The organism is Acidimicrobiales bacterium (assembly GCA_035316325.1).
Taxonomy (GTDB): Bacteria; Actinomycetota; Acidimicrobiia; order Acidimicrobiales; family VFJN01; genus DASXTK01.
The window spans coordinates 42627-60016 of the sequence record DATHJB010000015.1 but is presented as its reverse complement, the minus strand read 5'-3'; the positions used below and the strand labels follow the sequence as shown (position 1 = coordinate 60016).

The following is a 17390-nucleotide window of genomic DNA, read 5'->3' as shown; positions in this document are numbered from 1 at the left end:
GATGTAGACGGCGTCGTCGTCACCCGCGGGGGCGATCACGTCGTGCACCGCGACCACACCGGGATGGTTGAGTCGCCCGGCGTTGCGGGCCTCCCGCAGAGCGCGTTCCACGAACGACGACTCGTCACCCGCAGGAGCGCGCAGCTCCTTGAGCGCCACGGTGCGTTCGATCAGCGTGTCGACCGCCCGCCACACCACCCCCATCCCACCCCGACCCAACTCACCCTCGAGCCGATACCGCCCCGCCACCACACGACCCACCTGCTCGCCCGACCCACTCACACCCATCCACTCCTCGCCAGCGCCATGACCCTCTACGACTACTGGAGCGCTGCTAGCCAACTGCTAGCGAGCTGCTAGCCGGGTCGCGCCCTGGTCGACGGTGCGAGTGGGAGCACCGCCAACCAGCGTGCGGCGGACGGCGGGCCGGCGCTACCGGGTCCCGGCTGCGGCCTGCTGGATGAGCGCGGCCACGGCGGCCGGTTGCGAGACGTAGATGGCGTGGCTGCCGGCAGCCTCGGCCACCGTCGAGCCGGCCCGCTCCGGGATGGCGCGTTGCGCCGGCGGGGGGATCATCCGGTCCTCGGTCGCCACCAGGTACCAGCTCGGCTTCGTCCTCCAGGCGGCTTCCGTGATCGATCCGCCGAGGGCGTCGAGGCCCAAGGAACCTGGGAGTCGGCCAGGAACGCGGCCTGCTCGGCCGGCAGGTCGGCGGCGAAGGACGCCGCGAACTTCTCGCGGTCCAGGAACAGGAAGCCGTCCTTGGGGGGCAGGATCGGCGGGACGGGTGCGCCCGGCGGCGGGTCGGCGATCAGCGTGTTCACCGACTCGCCCTCGTCCGGCGCGAACGCCGCGATGTAGACGAGCGCGGCCACGCCGTCGTGGGTGCCCGCCTCCGTGATCACCGCGCCGCCGTAGGAGTGGCCGACCAGGACGACCGGCCCGTCCTGCGCGTCGATGATCTGTCGGGTGGCCTGCGCGTCGCCCTCGAGCGACAGGGTCGGTTCTGGACGATGCCGACGTCGTAGCCGTCGGCCTTGAGCAGGTCGTAGACGCTAAGGACGAACCCGGGCCGGGCAGTTAGCGGCGGTGCAGGGTCTGGAGGGCGTCGACGAGGACCTTGGGGTCGTGTTGGCCCTTGTAGACCGGGGGCGGTTGCCGGTCGAGCCCCAGGAGCGTGGCGACGGCCGTCCAGGCGGTGCGGACGGAGTACTCGACGGTGAAGACGACGTCGTCGGGCACCTCGGCGTACTGGCCGATGAAGGCCAGGTTGGTCGACTTCGGCGGCACGACCTGGGGGCGGTCGCCGGCCTTGCGGACCAGGAACTGGCTGGTGATGTAGGGCATCATCGCGGGGAGCACGATCGAGCCGTCCAGGATCTGCTGGCTCTTGTCGAAGCGCAGGTGCTGGAGCACCTCGTCGAGGATCTCCCGGCCGGTGCACTCCGCCATGGGCTTCCCGACGAAGTCGCCTTCCTTGTCGGGGAACAGGGCGTAGCCCCACCACACGAAGGTGTCGGCGGGCTGCTCACGGAAGTGCGGCTGGTGGTTGAGGACGATGGTCAGCAGCCAGTTCGATTCCTTGAAGGTGATCAGGCCGCCCTTGCCGGCCTCGCTGCCGCTGAACTCCTCCATGAGCGTGAAGAAGATCGGGTCCTTGGTGGTGACGGTGAACGACTCCCACTTGGAGTCGGCCACGCTGGAGTCGAACACCGACGGGTCGCCGAGCCCCGGGCGCTTGGCGGCCAGGGTCTCCCACAGCTGCCACGATCCGCTGGGCGTGGTCGTGTCCAGGACGGGGGCAGCGGTCGTGGAGCCCAGGGTCGAGTTCGCGGTCATCGACCCGTTCGTGACCATCACCAGGTCACCGGCGTCGAGCGGGATCTCCTGCGTCGCACCGTCGCGTTCGTAGGTGATCGCCTCCACGGTGAGGTCGTCGCCCTCGGCGAGGCGCAGATCGGTGACGCGGGTGCCGAGCTGGACGGTCACTCCCTGGTCGGTCAGCCACTTCATCAGCGGGCGCACGATCGAGTCGAACTGGTTGAACTTGGTGCGGTAGATCCCGGACATGGTGTCGAAGGTCTTGAACAGGTGCACGAAGCGGTTCAGGTACCGGCGGAACTCGATGGCGCTGTGCCACGGCTCGAAGGCGAAGGTGGTGCACCACATCGCCCAGAAGTTGGTGGTGAAGAACTCCTCGTGGAAGCAGTCGCGGATGCGCTTGCCGTCGAGCATCTTCTCGGGGGTGGCGACGCACCTGACCAGCTCCAGGCGGTCACGCTCGCTGAAGGTCATCGAGTGGGCGTCGATCACCTGGCCGGCGGCGTCGACCAGCCGCGCGTGGTCGTTCCAGGCGAAGTCCTCGTGGAAGGCGAAGGTGTCCTCGGTGACCGACTTGGCCGGGTCGTCCAGCGAGGGGATCGAGGAGAGCAGGTCGTACGTGCAGTCGAAGTGCACCTCGAACATGCGCCCGCCCCGCATCGTGTAGCCGGTCTCGGGTGAGCCGGCGGCGTCGAGGCTGCCGCCCTCCCGGTCCTGCTCCTCCAGGATCACGATGTTCGAACCGGCGAACCCGCCCTCCCGGATCAGGAACGCCGCCGCCGACAGCGACGCGATCCCGCTGCCCACCAGGTAGGCCTTCGCTTCTCCGGCATCAACCATGATCGAAAGCCTCCACAGGTGACAGAGCCGACAGGATCCGAGCGCGGACCCTATCGACCCGAAGTCACAATGCGTACGGCCGATACCACGATGAGCAGTCGCGAGGACGTCAGGCGGTGTCGACCGCGGCGGCGTCCTGGAGGCCGAGGAGCTCGATGGCCTGCTCGCGCATCCTGTACTTCTGGACCTTGCCGGTGACGGTCATGGGGAACTCGTCGGTGACGTGGACGTAGCGGGGGACCTTGTGGCGGGCGATGCGGCCCTGGCAGAAACCGGCGACGTCGTCGACCGTGAGCGTGGCGCCCTCGCGCAGCCGCACCCAGGCCATCAGCTCCTCGCCGTAGCGCACGTCGGGCACGCCGATCACCTGGACGTCGACGATGTCGGGGTGCCCGTACAGGAACTCCTCGATCTCCCGCGGGTACACGTTCTCGCCGCCCCGGATGACCATGTCCTTGATGCGGCCCACGATGTTCAGGTAGCCCTCGTCGTCCATGGTGGCCAGGTCGCCGGTGTGCATCCACCGGGCGGCGTCGATGGCCTCGGCCGTGCGCTCGGCGTCGTCCCAGTAGCCGAGCATCACCGAGTAGCCCCGGGTGCACAGCTCGCCCGACTCGCCCAGCCGCACCGGCAGCCCGGTGGCCGGGTCGACGATCTTCACCTCGACGTGCGGATGGACCCGGCCGACGCTGCCCACCCGCTTGTCCACCGGGTCGTCGACGGCGGTCTGCGTCGACACCGGCGAGGTCTCGGTCATGCCGTAACAGATGGTCACCTCGTCCATGTGCATCCGCTCGATGCACTGCTTCATCACCTCCACCGGGCACGGTGAGCCGGCCATGATCCCGGTGCGCAGCGTGCCCAGGTCGAACCGCTCGAAGTCCGGCAGGTCGAGCTCGGCGATGAACATGGTGGGAACGCCGTAGAGGCTCGTGCACCGCTCGGACTCGACCGCCTGGAGGGTGGCCACCGGCTCGAACGCCGGGGCCGGCACCACGATGGTGGCCCCGTGGGTGGTGCAGGCCAGGTTGCCCAGCACCATCCCGAAGCAGTGGTAGAAGGGCACGGGGATGCAGACGCGGTCGTGCTCGGTGTAGGCGCAGCCCTCGCCGACGAAGTAGCCGTTGTTGAGGATGTTGTGGTGGGTGAGCGTGGCGCCCTTGGGGAAGCCGGTGGTGCCGCTCGTGTACTGGATGTTGATGGGGTCGTCGAAGGCCAGCTCGGCCTCCCGGTCGCGCAGGGCCTGGTCGCCGACCGACTCGCCGCGGGCCAACAGGTCGTGCCAGCCGGGGGTGCCGAGGTAGACCACCTCTTCGAGCGCCGGCAGCTCGGGGCGGACCTCGTCGAGCATCGCCCGGTAGTCGCTGGTCTTGAAGTCGGTGGCGGCGATCACCGCCCGGCAACCGGACTGGCGCAGCGCGTACGCCACCTCCGACGTGCGGTACGCGGGGTTGAGGTTGACCAGGATCACGCCGACCTGGGCGGTGGCGTACTGGACCAGCACCCACTCGGCGTTGTTCGGGCTCCAGATGCCGACCCGGTCACCGCGCCGGAGGCCCGACGCCAGCAGGCCCCGGGCCACGCGCTCGACCTCGTGGGCCAGCTCGGCGTAGGTCAGCCGCACGTCCTGGAACGGCACCACCAGCGCCTCGCGGTCGCCGCACCGCTCGACGGTGGCGGCCAGGTTCTGACCGATGGTCTGGCCGAGCAGTGGCACGCTCGACGCACCGGATGCGTACGCGATCTCCGTCATGCTGCAGTTCCCCCTTGCCCGGAGTATCGCAGCTGAGTCAGGTGGGCGGCTCGGCCGCTCGGGGTGCGCCGACCAGGTCGGCGACCTCGGGGACCAGGGTCCACACCGGGTCGGTGGCGTCGCGGGTGCCGTGGCGCAGGCGGTCGGACACGGGCCACCGGCCGGCCTCGTCGTCGATCCGCGACCACTCGGTGGTGGCGACCCGGGCGGCGATCCGCCACTCGCCGGCGCGGCGCTCGAACCGGTCGACGAAGCGGAACCCGGTCATGAGGTTCCTGGTCGGGTCGAACCCGCCGTCGCGCCCCGGCGCCGAGCCCCGGTGGTAGGCGACCCCGTACGACTCCGCCAACGCCACGTCGCCGCGGTCGGCCACGTCGACCAGCTGGTTGGCCACCAGGTGGAACGTGGAGTCGTAGCGCTCCAGCAGCCCGAACACCCAGCTCACGTAGGCGTCGACCCCGCCCTCGAACGAGCCGTGCTCGTCGGTGGCGTCGGGGTGGTAGCAGGAGCTGACGAGCTCGGCGTCGAGCCGGTCGATCCCGCGGCAGTAGCGCAGCACCACCCGGCGGATCTCGCGCTCGTCGGCCAGCAGCCGCAGGATGTCGGACGGCGCGGTCACGGCGACAGCTGGATGGGGACGGGCGGGACGCCGAGCACCCGCTTGCTGACCGCCCGCGCCGTGCGGGTGACGGTCTCGGCGTACTCGACCACCACGGCGGCTTCGAGGTGCCGCGGCAGCCCCGCCAGCGTGATGGCCACCGCCACCCGGCCCTGGGGGTCGAACACCGGGGCGCTGATCATCGAGATGTCGTAGATCTCGCCGGAGCCCAGCGTCTCGAGCTGGTACTCGGCGTTGCCGAGCCGCTCGAAGAGGGCGTTGATGTCGCGCTTGAGGTCCTCGCGGCCGGGGGCGTCGGTGAGGCTCTCGGACATCCGGTTGACGTCGATGTGGGCGGACCCGAGGTCGAGCCCCACCGCGTAGCCCCGGGCCCGCACGGCGTCGAGTATCCCCAGCTGCTTGGTGCGCTGCTCCGGCGTCAGGACGGTCGGCGCGCCCTTGAGCCAGTCCTCGATCTCGTCGGGCGACGACCAGGCCATGTGCACGGTGCCGTAGGGCGGCACGCAGGGCACGCGCTGGCCGACCCGGAACTGGGGGGCGCTCAGCTGCGGGCGTCCGGCGCTGCCCACGTAGACCATGTCGGCGCCCACCAGCGCGGTGACCACCACCTCGAGGTCGAGCTGCTTGCTGAGGGCGTCGATCTCGGTGGTGGCCTCGGTGATCGCCCGGTGCTGGGAGAGCGCCGCCTGCCCGACCACCACCAGACCGGGACCGAGCCGGTAGGTGCGGTGCCGGGGGTGGCGCTCGACGTAGCCGGCCTTGGTGAGGGCCCCGAGGACGGCGTGCACGGAGGCGTTGTTGATGCCCAGCAGGCGGCTCAGCTCGCTCATCGAGAAGGCGTCGGTGGGGTGGGCGGCCAGGTAGTTGAGGATGTCGACGGCCCGGTCGACGGCCGGTGCCCGGCGCGGTCCACTCACGGGCGGGTGGCGGCGCGACGGGGCCGATCCGGTCGTCCCGGCAGTGGCTGTTGGCCCCTGTGCCTCATCGGATCGTCCTCCCCTGCCCGTGCGATCTGTCCGGGCTGCGCCTCCGAGAGGACCCTAACCTAGCTCCAGTGAGTTGTACATATACGTAAGAGATCGTCGTTATTGCGATGAACCCTTGCGCCAACGTGCACGTGGTGTTAGACCGCAGACCCGTCAGGCGTCGTTAAGAGGGGGGACCTCGATGGGCTTGCAGATCGCCAAGTTGACCTCGGAGCTGGCCGCCAACGGGCCGCCGCTGTTCTTCCCGGACCCGACCGTCCCGGTCACGTTCAACTTCGACCAGGGCCTCGCCGCCGAGGAGACCTTCCCCCTCGACGACTTCAAGGCGCTCGCCCCGGCGATCCTCGACCGCGACGGCGCCCGTGCCCTCGAGTACATCTCGTTCGACCACGACGCGGGCCGCCTCTTCTACTCACCCACCTACGTCGAGCTGGTGCTGGGCAACACCGACCTGCGCCACGAGATCGCCGCCTGGGTCGGCCGCCTCCAGCAGCGCCCCGACCTGCGTGCCGACAACGTGATCCTCTGCTCGGGCTCGGTCCAGGGGATCTCGCTGGCCGTCAACGCCTTCGTCGAGCCGGGCGACGGCGTGATCGTCGAAGCGGCGTCGTTCCCCTACGCGCTGCGCTACATCGAGATGCGCGGCGGCGACATCCGCACGGTGCCCGTCGACGACGACGGCATCGATGTCGACGCCGTCGAAGCGCAGCTCGTCGCGCTGCGCGACCAGGGCGTCCGCCCGAAGATGATCTACACGATCCCCACGTTCCAGCTGCCCACCGGGGTGTGCACCAGCCTGGAGCGCCGGCGCCGGCTGCTGGAGCTGGCCGAGGAGCACGACGTGATGGTCCTGGAGGACCACGTCTACGCCGACATCCGGGTCGAGGGCGAGCACATCCCCAGCCTCCTGCAGCTCGACACCACCGGCCGGGTGATCCAGGCCCACAGCTTCTCCAAGATCGTCGCCCCCGGCATCCGCCTCGGCTGGATGACCGCCGGCGCCGAGGCCATCGGGGCACTCGCCGCCGTCCGCCAGGACCTGGGCGTCAGCCAGTGGTTCGCCCGGATGATGACCGAGTTCATGCGGCAGGGGAAGCTCGACCCGCACATCGAGCGGGCCAACGTCGTCTACCGCCGCCGGCGCGACCTGGCGGTCGCCGCCATGCGCGAGCACTGCGGCGAGTTCGTCGACTTCCGGGTGCCCGACGGCGGCTTCTACCTGTGGATCGAGATGACCTCCGACCGGGTCGACTGGGAGCGGGCCGGCAACCAGGCCGCCGCCAACGGCGTGTTCTTCCGCCCCGGCGAGGTCTTCATGGGCGAGGAGCAAGGGCGCCGCTTCCTGCGCCTGGCCTTCAGTCACGTCGCCGAGGACGAGCTGGCCCGCGGCATCGAGGTGCTGGGCCAGGCCATGCGCGACGCCCGCCACGATCCCGTCCGCTGACGCCTTCCGCCCTCGACCGACCGTTCGACCGTCCGAGCCAAGGGGAGCACCGCATGACCGTCACCGAGCTACCGAAGATCGTCAGCGTCGACGACCACGTCATCGAGCCGGCGCACCTCTTCGACACCTGGCTGCCGGCCAAGTTCCGCGACCGCGGGCCGAAGATCCAGCGCAAGGGCATCGCCGGCACGAGGTTCGAGGGCGGCAGCACCTTCGTCTACGACTTCGACGACGCCGGCCCGCCCGCCGACATGTGGTTCTACGAGGACCTGATCTTCCCGTTGCGCCGCAACATCGCCGCCGTGGGCTACCCGCGGGAGGAGATGTCGATGCAGACGGTCACCTACGACCAGATGCGGCCCGGCTGCTTCGACCCCAAGGCCCGCCTCGAGGACATGGACGCCAACTGGGTGGAGGCGTCGCTGTGCTTCCCGACCTTCCCCCGCTTCTGCGGCCAGACCTTCTCCGAGGCCCAGGACAAGGAGCTCGCGCTGGCCTGCGTCCGGGCCTACAACGACTGGATGGTGGAGGAGTGGTGCGGCGACTCCGGCGGCCGCCTCATCCCGCTCACGATCATCCCGCTGTGGGACGTCGACCTCGCCGTCGAGGAGATCCACCGCAACGCCGCCCGGGGCGTCCGGGCCGTGTGCTTCAGCGAGATCCCGGCCAAGCTCGGCCTCCCCTCGATCCACACCGGCTACTGGGACCCGTTCTTCTCGGCCTGCGCGGACACCGGCACGGTGGTCAACCTGCACATCGGCTCGTCGTCGGCGATGACCAGCACGTCGGTCGACGCCCCGCCGGCGGTGCAGATCACGCTGAGCTTCAACTACGCGCTGGTGTCGATGTCGGACTACCTGTTCTCCGGCCTCTTCGTCCGCTTCCCGAACCTGACCATCGCCTACTCCGAGGGCCAGATGGGCTGGATCCCGTTCGTGCTCCAGCGGGCCGACGACGTGTGGGAGGAGCACCGGGGCTGGGCCGGGGTGGCCGACACCATCCCCGAGCCGCCCTCCACCTACTTCCACCGCAACATCTACGCCTGCTTCTTCCGTGACGCCTTCGGCATGCAGGTCATCGACGCCATCGGCCCCGACCGGGTGACTTTCGAGACCGACTACCCCCACACCGACTCGACGTGGCCGCACACCAAGGACGTCGCCACGTCGATGCTGGAGGGGGTCCCGGACGACATCGTCCACAAGGTGCTGCGGGGCAACGCCATCACGATGCTCGGGCTGGACCTGTGATCCGGATCGGCGCCACCACCGGGATGTCGCAGGCCACCGCCCGCTCCGGCGTGGTTCACGTGGCCGGCCAGGTGGCGTGGGGCGACGACGGCGAGGTGGTGGGCGAGGGCGACAGCCGGCGCCACGCCGACCAGGTGTTCGCCAACCTGCGGCGGGTGCTGGCCGAGGCGGGGTGCGGGTTCGACGACGTCGCCAAGCTCACCTGCTACCTCACCGACCCGGCCGACTTCCCCGGGTACGCGGCGGCCAAGGCCGCGGTGTTCGGCGACCAGGCACCGGCCAGCACCACCGTGGTCGTGGCCGCGCTGCTCGACCCGCGGCTGTCGATCGAGGTGGAGGCCGTGGCCATCCGCACCGCCGCCGGCTCGACCGCCGGGGTTGCGTCGTGACGGTGCTCGACCACGAGGCCGTCCACCAGCTGCTGCACCCGGTGGGGGTGGCGATCGTCGGCGGCATCGACCGGAGCGCCAGCGAGGCCGCCGCCCGCGCCCGCTACGACCCGCTCTACGGCGCCGGAAGCTGGCACCTCGTCAGCCCCCGGGGTGGCGCCATCGGGTCGCTGCCCGTGCACGAGACGCTCGACGCCGTGCCGGGTCGCCTCGACCTGGCCATCCTCACCACCCCGCCCGAGGCCTGCCCGGAGATCGTCGAGCAGTGCGGGGCCCGGGGCATCCGCCATGTGGTGGTGTTCAGCTCGGGCTTCCGCGAGGTCGGCGGCCGGGGCGTCGAGATCGAGGAGCAGCTGGCGGTGGCCGGTCGCCGTGCCGGCGTGCGGATCCTGGGGCCCAACACCAACACGAACGCCTTCGAGCCCCAGCCCGAGATCCCCGGCTACCGCTACGGGAAGATCGGCGTGGTCACGCAGTCGGGCCACAACGGCCGGCCCATCGTGCAGGGCGCCGAGGTCGGCATCGGGTTCAGCCGCCAGGTGCCGTGCGGCAACGAGGTCGACCTCGACGTCTGCGACTTCATCCACTACTACGCCCACGACCCCGACACCGCGGTGGTGGCCGGCTACATCGAGGGCTTCCGGTCGATCGACAAGCTGCGGGTCGCCCTGCAGGCCTGCAACGACGCCGGCAAGCCGGTCGTGCTGCTCAAGATCGGCTCGACCGACGCCGGGTCGACGATGGCCCAGTCGCACACCGGGCACCTCACCGGCGCCGATGCCGCCATCGACGGGCTGTTCGAGCAGTACGGGGTGGTGCGGGTGCGCGACCTCGACGAGCTGCTGGAGACCGCGGCGCTGCTGGCCAAGATCCCGCCCGGCACCGGCTCGAACGTGGCGCTGTACTCGATCTCCGGCGGCTCCGGCACCCTCATGGCCGAGCAGGCCCAGCTCGCCGGCCTGCCCATCCCCGAGCTGAGCGCCGCCACCCAGGCCAAGCTGCACGAGCACCTGCCGGGGTACCTCACAGTGCGCAACCCGGTCGACAACGGCGGCACCTTCATCATGCGGGCCGGGCCCGAGGCGCGGCGCGAGGTGCTCACCGCCATCCTCGACGACCCGGCCGTCGACATCCTCGTGGTCGGCATCACCGGCGCCATGGGCCTCACCGGCGACCCGCTGTGCGAGGACCTCCGTGACATGGCGGCCGAGGGGCTGGCCAAGCCGGTGGTCACCACCTGGAACTCGCCGAAGGTCGACGAGCGGGGCTACGACCTGCTGCTCGAGTCGCAGCTGCCGATGTTCCGCAGCTTCCGCAACTGCTTCGCCGCCATCCGCCGGCTCGGCGACCGGCGCGACCAGGTCACGCGGCTCCGCCCCCGCCCACCCCTCGGCAAATTGCGTTCGTCGGCCCGCTCCATGCGGGTTCTGGAACGCAATTTGGAGGGGTTGGAGGGGTTGGAGGGGCTGGAGGGGGTGCTCGGGGCGGATCGGAGCCGGGAGCTGCTGGAGGCCGCAGGTGTACCGGTCACCGCCGAGCGGGTGGCCGCCGACGCCGACGGCGCGGTCGCCGCGGCCACCGCCATCGGCTTCCCCGTGGCGCTCAAGGTCGCCTCGGCCGACATCCCCCACAAGTCCGACGAGGGGCTGGTGCGCCTCGACCTGGCCGATGCCGTGGAGGTCCGCCGGGCCCACGACGAGCTGCGGGCGCTGGTCGCCGCGGCCCGCCCCGATGCCCGGGTCGACGGCGTCCTCGTGCAGGCGATGGTCAGCGGCGCCCAGGAGATGATCGTCGGGATCTCCCGCGACCCCGCCCTCGGCCCCGCGCTGCTGGTCGGCCTGGGCGGCGTCTACGCCGAGGTGTTCGCCGACACCGCCGTGCGCCCGCTGCCGGTCGACGAGCAGGACGTGCGCGAGATGATCCGCAGCCTCGCCTGCTTCCCCCTGCTCGACGGCGCCCGGGGCCGGCCGAAGCTGGCCGTCGACGCCCTGGTCGCCACCGCCATGGCCACCGCCCGCCTGGCCTCCGAGCTGGGCGACCGCCTGGTCGAGCTCGACGTCAACCCCGTGGTCCTCACCGAGGACGCGGCGGTGGCCGTCGACTCGCTCGTCGTGCTGACCGAGACCGAGACCGAGAACCCGAGGAGAGAACCTTGACCACGATCGACCGCACGGTCGTCGACCGCTTCTGGCAGGGCATCGACACCCACGACTGGGACCTGGTCGCCTCGACCCTGGCCGACGACTTCACCCGCATCGGCATGCGCGACGACGAGGACGACACCGCCCGCAACAAGGCCGACTACCTCGACTTCGTCGCCAAGGTCACCGGGAAGATGGACCACCACGACCTGAAGGTCGAGCGGATCTTCTGGTCGGAGGACGGCCGGTCCGTGATCGCCGAGTGCATCGAGACGATCCGCCCGCCGGGTGAGGACACCCTGGTCATGCGGTTCATCAACGTGATGGAGGTCAACGACGCCGGGCTGTTCACCAAGCTCGACATCTTCTGGAAGACCCCGCCCCGCATGCCACCGGCGTGGATCACCCCCGAGGCGCTCAAGGACGACGGCCCGGCCGCCTGAGCCGGGGCACACGGACGCGCCCGCGGCGGGCCGCACACGAGGAAGGGGGGACCATGAGCTTGCACGACATGCGGGAGGACGCAGCCGACGTGGCTACGGTCGTCTCCCTCGTGCCCGAGGGGAACGACGGAGGCGCCGCCGTACCGGCACGCCCGGTGTCGCGCGGCGCGGCCGCCTGGCGGGTCGGCCGCTTCGTGGTGCTGCGGCTGGCCGCCGCGGTGCTGGTGCTCGTGCTGGTCTCGGTGATCGTCTTCGGGCTGGTGCTGCTCATCCCGGGCGACCCGGCGGTGACCCTCAGCGGCGAGCTCGCCTCCGAGACCACGGTCGCGGCCACCCAGGAGCGGCTCGGCCTCGACGAACCCCTGGTCGAGCAGTACCTGGACTGGGCGACGGCGGCGCTCCGCGGCGACCTCGGAACGTCGCTGCGGAGCGGCACGTCGGTGTCCGACGCACTCGGCAGCCGGCTCCCCGCCACCCTCTCGCTGGCGGTGGGCGGGCTGATCGTCACCGTGGTCCTCTCGGTGGGCCTGGGGACGCTCGCCGGGATGCGCCGCGGTACCTGGGTCGACCGGGTGGTCACGGCGGTGTCGTCGGCGGGCATCGCCATGCCCCCGTTCTGGGTGGCTCTGCTGCTGGTCGTGTTCGTGGCCGAGGGCAGCTCGTGGTTCCCCGCCACCCGCTACACGCCGGCCACCGAGGGCCTGGGGCCGTGGTTCCGGAGCCTGGTGCTGCCCTCGATCGCGCTCGGCCTGGCCCCGGCCGGGGAGGCGACCCGGCAGGTGCGGGGCGTCGTCGCCACCGTGGTCGACCGCGACTACGTGCGGGCCGCCCGGGCCAAGGGCCTGCGAGGCCGCACCGTGGTGGCCCGGCACGTGCTGCTCAACGCGGCCACCACGATCGTGGTGGTCATCGGCCTCCAGGCCACGATCCTGCTGGGCGGGACGGTGCTGGTCGAGCAGGTCTTCAACTTCCAGGGCATCGGGTCGTACGCCTTCCGGGCGGTGCAGGACCGCGACCTGCCCGCCATCCAGGCCGTGGTGCTCCTGCTGGCGGTGTGCGTGCTGCTGGTGAACCTCGTGGTCGACCTCGCCACCGTCGTGCTCGACCCCCGCCGCCGGGCGGCCCTCGTGGGAGGTGGGCGATGACCCTCGTCCCGGCGCCGGCCGAGATCCCCGTCCTGCCCGCTGCCGCTGACCGGGCCGTCGGCCCGGTGCGCCGGGTGGCGTCGGCGCTGTGGCGCCAGCGGCTGGCCCGGATCTCGGGTGCTGTGCTGCTGCTGATGATCGTGGTGGCGGTGCTGGCCCCGCTGGTGGCGCCGTCCGACCCGCTGGCGCAGGACCTCGACGCCAGCCTCGCCTCGCCCAGCTGGTCGCACCCGCTGGGCACCGACCAGCTGGGGCGCGACATCCTCAGCCGGCTGATCTTCGGGGCCCGGCTGTCGCTGGGCGCCGCCGCCATCGCCGTGGCCGTGGCCACGCTGCTGGGCGTGCTGCCGGGCCTGGTCGCCGGCTACGTGGGCGGGTGGGTCGACGCCGTGGTCATGCGGATCACCGACGCGCTGATGAGCTTCCCGCCGCTGATCCTGGCCCTGGCCATCACCGGCGTGCTCGGTCCGGGGCTGGGCAACGCCATGGTGGCGGTGGGTGTGGTGTTCGCCCCGCGGTTCGTGCGCCTGGCCCGGGCCGCGGTGATCGACATCCGGGAGGCCGACTTCGTGCAGGCGGCCCGGTCGATCGGGGTGTCGGAGCGGGCGATCCTTGGTCGCCACGTGCTGCCCAACGCCCTGGGGCCGCTGGTGGTGCAGGTGACCGTGACTGCCGGGTTCGCCATGCTGGCCGAGGCGAGCCTGAGCTTCCTCGGCCTGGGGGTGCAGCCGCCCGAGGCGAGCTGGGGGTCGATGATCGGCGAGGCGGCCCGGCTGATCAGCCAGACGAAGCTGCTCGTCGTGTGGCCCGGCCTGGCCATCACGATCACGGTGCTGGCCCTCGGGTTCCTGGGCGACGGCCTGCGCCAGGCCCTCGGCCTCGAACAGGGGAGCGGCGACGATGCCTGATCCCTCGGTGCTGGAGGTGCGTGACCTGACCGTGGAGGTGCGGGTCGGCGGGGCGTGGCTGCCGGTGGTGGAGGACCTGTCGCTCGACATCGGTCGCAACGAGATCCTCGGCCTGGTGGGCGAGTCGGGGTCGGGCAAGTCGGTGACGGCGCTGGCCGTGATGGGCCTGCTGCCCGAGGGACGGGTGCGGGTGGCCCGCGGTGAGGCGTGGTTCGACGGCCGCGACCTGCTGGCCCTGCCCGCCCGGCGGCTCAACGCCGTGCGCGGCGCCGAGATCGCCATGGTGTTCCAGGACCCGCTCACCAGCCTGAACCCCCTGCTCCGGGTGGGTGCCCAGGTGGCCGAGCCGCTGCGCCGCCACCGTGGGCTGTCCCGCCGGGCCGCCGCTGAGGAGGCCACCCGCTGGCTCGACCGGGTGGGGCTGCCCGAGCCCGAGCGGCTGAGTGGCTGCTACCCGTTCGAGCTCTCCGGCGGCATGCGCCAGCGGGTGGCCATCGCCACGGCGTTGGCCTGCGGGCCCAAGCTGCTGCTGGCCGACGAGCCGACCACCGCGCTCGACGTGACCGTGCAGTCGGGGATCCTGCGACTGCTGGGGGAGCTGCAGGCCGAGGGCGATCTGTCGATCCTGTTCGTGTCCCACGACCTGGCGGTGGTCGCCGAGCTGTGCGACCGGGTGGCGGTGATGTACGCCGGGCAGGTCGTGGAGCTGGCGCCGGCCGCCGACCTGTTCGAGCGGCCGCGGTCGCCCTATGCCGAGGGCCTGCTGCGGGCCATGCCCCGGCTGGTGAAGACGCCCGGCAGCTACTGGATCGAGGGCCGACCGCCCACCGCCGTCGACCTGGCGCAGCTCTCCGGGTGCCGCTTCGCGCCCCGCTGCGACCACGCCGTCGCGGCGTGCGCCGAGGCGGTGCCCCCGCTGACGGCGACCGCCTCCGACGGCGACGTCGACCGCTCGGTGCGCTGCATCCGCGCCGATGAGCTCCAGCTCGAAGGAGCCGACGGGTGACCCCGGTCCTGGACATCCGGGGGCTGACCGTGAGCTACGGGTCGGGGCCGCCCGAGCGCCGCCGGCTGGTGGTGCGCGGGGTCGACCTGGCGGTGCCGCCGGGCGAGGTCGTGGCGCTGGTGGGGGAGTCGGGGTCGGGGAAGTCGTCCACCATCCGCGGGGCGCTGGGTCTGGTGCCCGTCGACGCCGGCGAGTCGTGGATCGGCGGGGTCGACCTGCTGGCGGCGTCGCGGCGGGAACGGCAGCGCCTGCGGTCCCGGGTGCAGATGGTGTTCCAGGACCCGTACTCGTCGCTCGACCCGCTGATGACCGTCGCCGACCTGGTGGCCGAGCCGCTGAAGGTCCACACCGACCTGTCCCGCCCCGAGCGCGTCGAGCGGGTGGCCGGGATGCTGGAACGGGTCGGCATCGGGCGCGACGCCCTGCGCCGCCTGCCGGCCGACTTCTCGGGCGGGCAGCGCCAGCGCATCGCCATCGCCCGGGCGCTCGTCGTCGGTCCCCAGGTGCTGGTGTGCGACGAGCCCGTCTCCGCCCTCGACGTGTCCACCCAGAACCAGGTGCTCGACCTGATCCGGTCGACGTGCGACCGCGACGGCGTCGGCGTGCTGCTGATCGCCCACGACCTGGCCGTGGTCCGGCAGGTGGCCGACCAGGTGGCAGTGATGTGCCGGGGTGAGATCGTCGAGGAGCGGAGCTGCGACGAGCTGTTCGACGCACCCCGGCACACCTACACCCGCGAGCTCCTCGACGCCGCGCCCCGGATCGGGGGTCGCCGTGCTCGCCGAGCGTGAGGCCGAGGTGCTGGTCACGGGGCTCTGCTATCCCGAGTGCCCGCGCTGGCACGACGGGCACCTGTGGCTGTCCGACCAGTACGACCGCACGGTCTGGCGGATCGACGAGCAGGGCGCCCGGACGGTCGCCGCCCGCCTCGACGGTCCGCCCAGCGGGCTCGGCTGGCTGGCCGAGGGTGACGGCGATAGCGACAGTGACCTGCTGGTGGTCTCGATGCACGACCGGACCGTCCGGCGCGTCGGCGCCGACGTCGACGGTACGCCGACGGTCTTCGCCGACCTCTCCGCCCACCACCGCGGCCCCAGCAACGACATGGTCGTGGTGCCGCCCGACCTGGTCTACGTGGGCAACATCGGGTTCGACTTCTACGCCGGCGAGTCGCTGGCCGAGACCGTGCTGCTGCGGGTCGATCGCGACGGCCGGGTGTCGGTGGCCGCCGACGGGCTGGTGTGCCCCAACGGCATGGCCGTCTCGCCCGACCGCGACCGGCTGTACGTCGCCGAGTCGCTGGCCGGCCGCATCACCACCTTCGCCATCGCGCCCGACGGCACCCTGCACGACCGCACGGTGTTCGCCGAGCTGCCCGGCCGCCGCCCCGACGGCATCTGCCTCGACGCCGACGGCGCCGTGTGGGCGGCCTGCGCCCGCACCCCCGAGGCGGTGCGGATCGCCCCCGGCGGCGAGGTGGTCGACGTGGTCCGCAGCCGCGACAACCACGTCTACGCCTGCGCCCTCGGCGGCACCGACCGCCGGACGCTGTTCCTCTGCACCGCCCCCTCCGACGTCCCCGACGAGGCCCTCGCCCGCCGGGGCGGGCAGGTCGAGACGTGCCGCGTCGAGGTCCCCGGGGCGGGCTGGCCGTGAGCACCCGAACCCCCGATGGAGGGCCCGAGATGACGCAGGCACCCCTGCCCCTGACCGACGACGGGAGCATCGCCGCGGTCTTCGAGGCGTCCAAGAACTGGGGGCGCTGGGGCGACGACGACGGCAAGGGCACCCTCAACCTGATCACCCCGGCCAAGCGCGTCGAGGCCGCCGGGCTGGTGCGCAGCGGCCGGTCGCTGAGCCTGGCCCAGCCGCTCTCCAAGCACGCGTCGGTGAAGAACCCCCGGCCGATCACGCACCTCACGGCGTTCGAGTCGCACCAGCCCCGGGCGATGATCGACTACTTCGGGATGGTGCCGCACGGCTTCTCCGTGACGCACCTCGACGCCATCGGCCACGTCTTCTTCGAGGACACCCTCTACAACGGGCACCGGGCCGCCGACGTCTGCTCGAAGAGCGACGGGCTGCTCGAATGCTCGATCTACGCCCAGCGGGAGGGCATCTTCACCCGCGGGGTGCTGCTCGACGTGGCCGCGGCCCGGGGCGTCGAGTGGCTCGAACCCGACGCCTACGTGACCGTCGCCGACCTGGAGGCGGCCGAGGCCCACGGCGGCGTCGAGGTGTCCTCCGGCGACGCGCTGCTGGTCCGGGTGGGACGGGACGCGTGCGAGGAGGCGCGGGGCGTCGGCGACCAGGCGCAGCGGGCCGGGCTCGACGCCGCCGCCGTGGGCTGGCTGCACGAGCGTGACATCGCGGTCTTCGGCGGCGACTGCATCGAACGCATGCCCTACCCGAGCGAGCGCTTCCCGGTGCCGCTGCACCAGATCGGCTGCGTGGCCATGGGCCTGGTCCTGCTGGACACGCCGCTGGTCGAGGACCTCGCCCGCGCGTGCGCCGAGCAGGGCCGCTTCGAGTTCCTGCTCACGTGCGCCCCCCTCCCCATCCCCGGCGGCACCGGCTCGCCGGTCAACCCGCTGGCGGTCTTCTGATGCCACAGAGGCGGACAGACGCGACAGATGCGATCCATG

At 71.8% G+C, this 17390-nt stretch carries 16 protein-coding genes and 1 pseudogene; 11 read left to right on the top strand and 6 right to left on the bottom strand.

Annotated elements, in window-relative coordinates; genetic code table 11:
• From VK611_02120 to VK611_02095, 6 genes and pseudogenes are all read right to left on the bottom strand, one after another.
• On the bottom strand, nt 1-288 hold a 288-nt coding region (locus tag VK611_02120; GenBank protein ID HMG40086.1), incomplete at its 3' end, for a hypothetical protein.
• Nucleotides 289-432: 144 nt separating this feature from the next.
• Nucleotides 433-959: pseudogene (locus VK611_02115) on the bottom strand (alpha/beta hydrolase).
• 121 nt (nt 960-1080) lie between these two features.
• Nucleotides 1081-2661 carry an oleate hydratase gene (locus VK611_02110; GenBank protein HMG40085.1) on the bottom strand — a complete coding sequence of 527 codons (1581 nt, stop codon included), beginning with the start codon at nt 2659-2661 and terminating at the stop codon, nt 1081-1083.
• A gap of 109 nt (nt 2662-2770) precedes the next feature.
• Nucleotides 2771-4414, bottom strand: a complete 1644-nt coding sequence (locus tag VK611_02105; GenBank protein HMG40084.1) for an AMP-binding protein — start codon at nt 4412-4414, stop codon at nt 2771-2773.
• Nucleotides 4415-4451: 37 nt separating this feature from the next.
• On the bottom strand, nt 4452-5033 hold the full coding sequence (locus VK611_02100) for a nuclear transport factor 2 family protein (GenBank protein ID HMG40083.1): 582 nt from the start codon (nt 5031-5033) through the stop codon (nt 4452-4454).
• Nucleotides 5030-5950, bottom strand: a complete 921-nt coding sequence (locus VK611_02095) for a helix-turn-helix domain-containing protein (GenBank protein HMG40082.1) — start codon at nt 5948-5950, stop codon at nt 5030-5032. The genes VK611_02100 and VK611_02095 overlap by 4 nt, the downstream gene beginning before the upstream one ends.
• Before the next feature lie 250 nt (nt 5951-6200).
• On the opposite strand from VK611_02095, the gene VK611_02090 reads away from it, so the two are divergent.
• The 11 genes from VK611_02090 to VK611_02040 are packed head-to-tail and all read left to right on the top strand — an operon-like array spanning nt 6201 to nt 17351.
• Entirely contained in the window at nt 6201-7463 is a 1263-nt protein-coding gene (locus tag VK611_02090; protein HMG40081.1) for a PLP-dependent aminotransferase family protein, read from the top strand.
• Between the two features lie 53 nt (nt 7464-7516).
• Complete coding sequence (locus VK611_02085) at nt 7517-8713, top strand: amidohydrolase family protein (protein HMG40080.1); 1197 nt, start codon at nt 7517-7519, stop codon at nt 8711-8713.
• Nucleotides 8710-9102, top strand: coding sequence for a RidA family protein (locus tag VK611_02080; GenBank protein HMG40079.1), 393 nt, complete (start codon nt 8710-8712; stop codon nt 9100-9102). The genes VK611_02085 and VK611_02080 overlap by 4 nt, the downstream gene beginning before the upstream one ends.
• Nucleotides 9099-11258: an acetate--CoA ligase family protein gene (locus tag VK611_02075; GenBank protein HMG40078.1), complete on the top strand. Its 2160-nt coding sequence runs from the start codon at nt 9099-9101 to the stop codon at nt 11256-11258. Before VK611_02080 ends, VK611_02075 begins: the two co-directional genes overlap by 4 nt.
• A complete protein-coding gene (locus VK611_02070; GenBank protein HMG40077.1) occupies nt 11255-11686 on the top strand; it encodes a nuclear transport factor 2 family protein in 432 nt (143 codons plus the stop codon). Before VK611_02075 ends, VK611_02070 begins: the two co-directional genes overlap by 4 nt.
• Nucleotides 11687-11739: 53 nt before the next feature.
• Nucleotides 11740-12831: an ABC transporter permease gene (locus VK611_02065; protein ID HMG40076.1), complete on the top strand. Its 1092-nt coding sequence runs from the start codon at nt 11740-11742 to the stop codon at nt 12829-12831.
• Nucleotides 12828-13739, top strand: coding sequence for an ABC transporter permease (locus VK611_02060; protein ID HMG40075.1), 912 nt, complete (start codon nt 12828-12830; stop codon nt 13737-13739). The genes VK611_02065 and VK611_02060 overlap by 4 nt, the downstream gene beginning before the upstream one ends.
• Nucleotides 13732-14745 (top strand): ABC transporter ATP-binding protein, encoded by a 1014-nt coding sequence (locus tag VK611_02055; protein HMG40074.1) that lies wholly within the window; start codon nt 13732-13734, stop codon nt 14743-14745. Before VK611_02060 ends, VK611_02055 begins: the two co-directional genes overlap by 8 nt.
• Complete coding sequence (locus tag VK611_02050; protein ID HMG40073.1) at nt 14742-15536, top strand: ATP-binding cassette domain-containing protein; 795 nt, start codon at nt 14742-14744, stop codon at nt 15534-15536. The genes VK611_02055 and VK611_02050 overlap by 4 nt, the downstream gene beginning before the upstream one ends.
• Nucleotides 15520-16401 carry an SMP-30/gluconolactonase/LRE family protein gene (locus VK611_02045; protein HMG40072.1) on the top strand — a complete coding sequence of 294 codons (882 nt, stop codon included), beginning with the start codon at nt 15520-15522 and terminating at the stop codon, nt 16399-16401. Before VK611_02050 ends, VK611_02045 begins: the two co-directional genes overlap by 17 nt.
• 29 nt (nt 16402-16430) lie before the next feature.
• A complete protein-coding gene (locus VK611_02040) occupies nt 16431-17351 on the top strand; it encodes a cyclase family protein (protein HMG40071.1) in 921 nt (306 codons plus the stop codon).
• The last annotated feature ends 39 nt before the right edge of the window (nt 17352-17390 follow it).